Annotated in this window: 8 protein-coding genes; all 8 read right to left on the reverse strand. The window is 41.5% G+C overall.

Annotated features, from left to right (window positions below):
• The coding region (locus tag I2D69_RS19395) for an antirestriction protein ArdA (protein ID WP_131037825.1) at window positions 1-428 on the reverse strand (428 nt) is incomplete at its 3' end.
• Between the two features lie 17 nt (window positions 429-445).
• Window positions 446-949, reverse strand: coding sequence for an antirestriction protein ArdA (locus I2D69_RS19400; protein WP_195369011.1), 504 nt, complete (start codon window positions 947-949; stop codon window positions 446-448).
• Window positions 868-1,164 (reverse strand): hypothetical protein, encoded by a 297-nt coding sequence (locus I2D69_RS19405; protein ID WP_008687105.1) that lies wholly within the window; start codon window positions 1,162-1,164, stop codon window positions 868-870. Before I2D69_RS19405 ends, I2D69_RS19400 begins: the two co-directional genes overlap by 82 nt.
• Window positions 1,165-1,254: 90 nt before the next feature.
• A complete protein-coding gene (locus I2D69_RS19410) occupies window positions 1,255-1,674 on the reverse strand; it encodes a nuclear transport factor 2 family protein (protein ID WP_003060053.1) in 420 nt (139 codons plus the stop codon).
• A 67-nt stretch (window positions 1,675-1,741) separates the two neighbouring features.
• On the reverse strand, window positions 1,742-1,963 hold the full coding sequence (locus I2D69_RS19415; RefSeq protein ID WP_003060793.1) for a hypothetical protein: 222 nt from the start codon (window positions 1,961-1,963) through the stop codon (window positions 1,742-1,744).
• A 1-nt stretch (window position 1,964) separates the two neighbouring features.
• On the reverse strand, window positions 1,965-2,099 hold the full coding sequence (locus I2D69_RS19420) for a DUF3789 domain-containing protein (RefSeq protein WP_003061156.1): 135 nt from the start codon (window positions 2,097-2,099) through the stop codon (window positions 1,965-1,967).
• Window positions 2,100-2,112: 13 nt separating this feature from the next.
• On the reverse strand, window positions 2,113-3,309 hold the full coding sequence (gene mobT, locus I2D69_RS19425) for a MobT family relaxase (RefSeq protein ID WP_195380406.1): 1,197 nt from the start codon (window positions 3,307-3,309) through the stop codon (window positions 2,113-2,115).
• A 183-nt stretch (window positions 3,310-3,492) separates the two neighbouring features.
• On the reverse strand, window positions 3,493-4,413 hold a 921-nt coding region (locus I2D69_RS19430; protein WP_195380407.1), incomplete at its 5' end, for an FtsK/SpoIIIE domain-containing protein.

Genomic DNA, 4,413 nt, shown 5'->3' on the forward strand with positions numbered 1-4,413 from the left:
TCATAGTCAATGTAATTCTGTAAGCTGGGTGGAATGTCCCCAAGTGCCTGCAATTCGTCTATGTAGTAGTAGGCAACATCTGTCATGGTTTCACAGTCGGGATAATAGTAAATATCGTCCTTATGTTCCACGACTTCTTCCAGCGTCCCATAGTGGCTGATAAATTCGTCCAGACACTCTACAATATAGTCGGGAAGTTCCTCTATCATTTCATACATCTCATTGAGTTCTTCAATGGAAACATACTCGCCAATCGCAATGGGAAAGTTGTCGGTATCATGGATAGCGTATTCCTCATACTGTTCATTCAAGCCGATTTTTTCTTTCACATCTTCCTCGTCAATGGGGAACGTGAACCAAGCACCGACTAAATAGCCCTCATTGTATTTGCCAAGATTAGCAATGTAAACCGCCATATCGTCAATCATAAGCACCACCTCATTTCCTACTCTGGCAGTTCAAAGATACCGTGTTCCGTTACTAAAAATTTCCCTTGTTCCTGCAAGCGAGAAGCGTAGGCTTCAAAGTCAAAGTAGTATTCTTGACAGTCCTCGGATAAATGTTTGAACATCGGGTCGTTCATCAGCTTTTGCCTTGCAACATCTATCATGCTTTTACAGTCGGGATAAACAATAATCACGTTCCTGCAAATATAAAGTGCTTCTAAATTTTCAAACACCGTAAGTAGTGATACATATTCTTCCTGCATATCACTTGAAAGCTGGCGGTACATAAAATCTAATTCGTTGAGCTGGTACACGCTGGTGTGTTCGTGGACTTCATCAGCATAAGGCAACACCTTTTCGATAATACGATAATCCCCACTTTCTGCACCGATACCTAACTTTTCTTCAAACTCGGCAACATCTATCGGCAGGTCGAACCAGTATGATATTGTTTCTTCGCCAGTTGTTCCTCTCGTTTCCACCAGCACCCTTGTTTCCTGCATTGTTCCTCACGTCCTTTCTGTTGCTTCATCACATCTTTTAAGCTCTGGTACGACATACCAAACACATACTTTGAAAAATCTTCTAACTGTTTTATATCATAATTCGTAAGCGGTAATCGCTTCATTTCATGCCACACTTTACGCTTGTAAGAGGGCAGGTTAGAAATATAATCACAGCCGACGTTTGCCTGCATATCCTTAAAAATATCGCTCATTTCATCACTCCAATCTGATTTTAGGTAAGAAAAAAGCAGTCAATCCTAAGACTAACTGCTTTATGTATATGGATATAATTTGATTAAGTTTTAAAACCAGTTTGTTTTTTCATCTCTAAATTGAGGGTTATCGCTGTGTTGATATGGATTATAGTTATTCAGATTGCAACCATATTCTTTTAATGATTTGATTTTGTTATCTTCTGTCCATTCAATTAAGGAAATACCGTCAAATTCTTCAACGCTTCCCGTATTCATTTCATTTTTAAAATACCATTCTACGACAGTTTGATTTTCTTTATGAAAGAACTGTTTAATATCCCAAATAATGACTTTACCACGAGTATTCCATTCATTAAACCAATGTTTTACTGTTTTAAGATTTTCATATTTAGGACACCAGCTTTCCGTATAAACAACATCTTCTGTAAAAATTTTATCTATTCCTAAGTCTTGCTGTTTCAACCACATATCAAACCATAAACGAATAATTTTTTCTCTCTCATTCAAAATAGAACACCTCGATTACTTCTTTTTTCACATTATAGCACCCATACATCAGCCCCACAATAAAATTTTATGCACCGATAATCTTATTGAACAGCTCTAACAGTACATCTTTCACACCGCCAGCATTGAATACCAAGCCGACAGCAATCAAGGCAACTACCAAGAAACCGATAAGTTTTGAAAACTCACGCTTGAACCCTAAGTAGATACCGATAACCACAATCGACATAAGCACTAAGCTCTGTGCGTTGCTTAAAAACCATTGATACAAATTTTGCCCGAAATTCATGTTATTTGTCCTCGCTTTCTTTTAATTTCTTCATTTCATAGTCAGCTCCTTTGCCAACACTTAAAATACACATCAAGGCTACGCCGATACCCGTTCCAACAGATACCAGCAGGAAGTCTTTCAATAATTCCCACATTTTTTCATCACTCCTAACTTTCTACTAAATCTTTTGCAGGGGTCGTCTGCTGTTTGATTATCATTTCATGCTTTTCTGTGAGCTTTGCCTGCTGTTCGATAGTTTTCATGTAGTCTGTTCCGTTTCCCTTATCAATCCTTTTCAGCATTTTCAAGGTCGGTGCTACCTGCCGTTGTACCCACCGCAATGTACGGTCTAAGGTGTAAGGCTCTGGCTTTGTCGTCAGCTTCAAGCTCTGTCTGTTATCGCCGATAAACCACGCCCAGCGGTCATTGAGTTTCCAGTCATTTTTTCGCTTGTCTGCTTCTTCATCAACAAACCGCACATACTGGTTGATGATAGAAAAGGCAGTCTGCTCTGCGTCATAATAGGTCAGCAAATCTCGTACTGCATAATAGGCACGTTCATTTCTAAGCCGTATCTCAAAACGGTTGATAATGTCGGCTTCTTCCAGCGGTGTCCCTAACTTGACGTACTGCTCATAGTCCTTTTCATAGATACAGAAATACACATCTGATTTTAGCGAACCAAGATAAAGGGTGCGTCCCATATATTCTCTGTCGTCCTCTCTATGCTTGATAAGCTCGCCCGACTGATAAAACTTATAACTTCTGGACTTTCCGATATATTCCCGTTTCCTGCATTTTTCCGCAAGCTCTGGAATATCCAAAATGCCCGTATGGTCGTTGATAGCAAGGTCGATACGCTTCATCACGCCACCGTCTACTAATGCGTCCATGAGGAAGTCATACCAGCTTCTTTGCTGTGCCAGCAGGTAACTTTCAAACTGCCTGCACCCACGCCCCTTTAACTCTAAAAGGACACCTTTTTCTTCGTCAGCCGACGTATAGATAAAGATGTCCCCCAGAGAGTAATGCTCCGTATAACTGTAACGCCCGTAATCTTCATGGAGCATATAGTTGATATTCAGTTTTAATATATCTTTGATGATGTGCTGTATATCCAGCGTGGGAAAACGAATTTTCACATAATCAAACAGCATGGTAAGCGGTGCTTCTGGATTGAACCTTGCCAGTTCCTTATGCAGAGTTTCCAGAAGTTCTTTTGACGGCTTCATTTTTCCGCTTTCTATCTTGTTGAGATATTCTCTTGTGATACCAGAAGCCACCGCCAGCCTGCCTTGTGAGATACCGTAAGCAATCCGTTTCTCCCGTAATTCTTTTATCCATTGTTCTTCATTCAGAACCATACCCCCAATCTGTAAAGTGTGAAGTTTTTTTAGGCGACTTCACAACTGAATTTTGCTAGAAAACCATGCCAGAAGCCTTATGTTTCCTATGTTTTTCGTCTATTGTCTATTTGCAAACGTACCCCTCTGTTAGATACCGAGGGGTTTTACCTGCTGGCGTGGCTGACGCCACACCAGCAACGGCTAGTCCGTGCCGTCGCCTTTCGCTTCGCACGTCGCCGTCCCGTCCTGCCTTGCTTGTGCAAGAGAGCCGATAGTCTGCAAAAAATCATGTCCTTTCGGCACTAAAGGCGTGTAAAACTCACTGATAACGTTTGTTCCCACATCACAATAGCCACGCCCCTTGATACGCTTCTGAAAAAACTGCTTTTTCACATCTGAACCAAACAGCATACCGTAACCTAATTCGCTGATACGCCCAAGTCCCACACGGAAATTGAAGTTATCTCTGATACCGTCCGAGAAATATTTTGCGTCTGGACGCTGGCAGGCAACGATAAGGAAATAGCCTGCTTGTCGCCCTAACATAACGATTTTCTTTAACTGGCTAAGTAGGCTCACGCTTTCTTTCGTCCCCAGCATTTCAAAAAACGCCACATATTCATCAAAGATAAGAAAGCAGGGTGGTAGTCCCAGATAGGCGTAGTTTTCGCCCGTCTTATAGTTCGGGTATCGCTTCATTTCCTCACTTCGCTGTACCATTCCCTCATAAAAGGCATTGACGCTGTCAATCATTTCTTCTTTGGTATGATACACATTTCCCATAACTGTCCCTAAGTCCGCAAGGTCACCGTTCTTCGGGTCTAAGATATAAAGGACAGCGTTGGTATGCAGTAAGGCTTCAATGAGCGTTAGCAAAAAATAGGTTTTACCGCCACCAGTCCCACCAGCAATCAGAGCGTGAGGGAGTGCGTCATATTCCCAGACAAGATTTTTCATCAATCTAAGACAGCCGTTCTCTGCCCGTACTTCATCAATGGTAATGCGGTTTGCTATCATATCATAAAGCAGGATATATTCGATATATCCGTCATGCAGGGTCTTGTCGGTCAGCTCACAATACAAGCCACTTTCCAATTTATCCTCTAACCGTAAAAGCTGGTC

Origin of the sequence: Ruminococcus sp. D54t1_190329_F1 (assembly GCF_015551645.1) — a bacterium.
Classification (GTDB): Bacteria; Bacillota; Clostridia; order Lachnospirales; family Lachnospiraceae; genus Blautia_A; species Blautia_A faecis.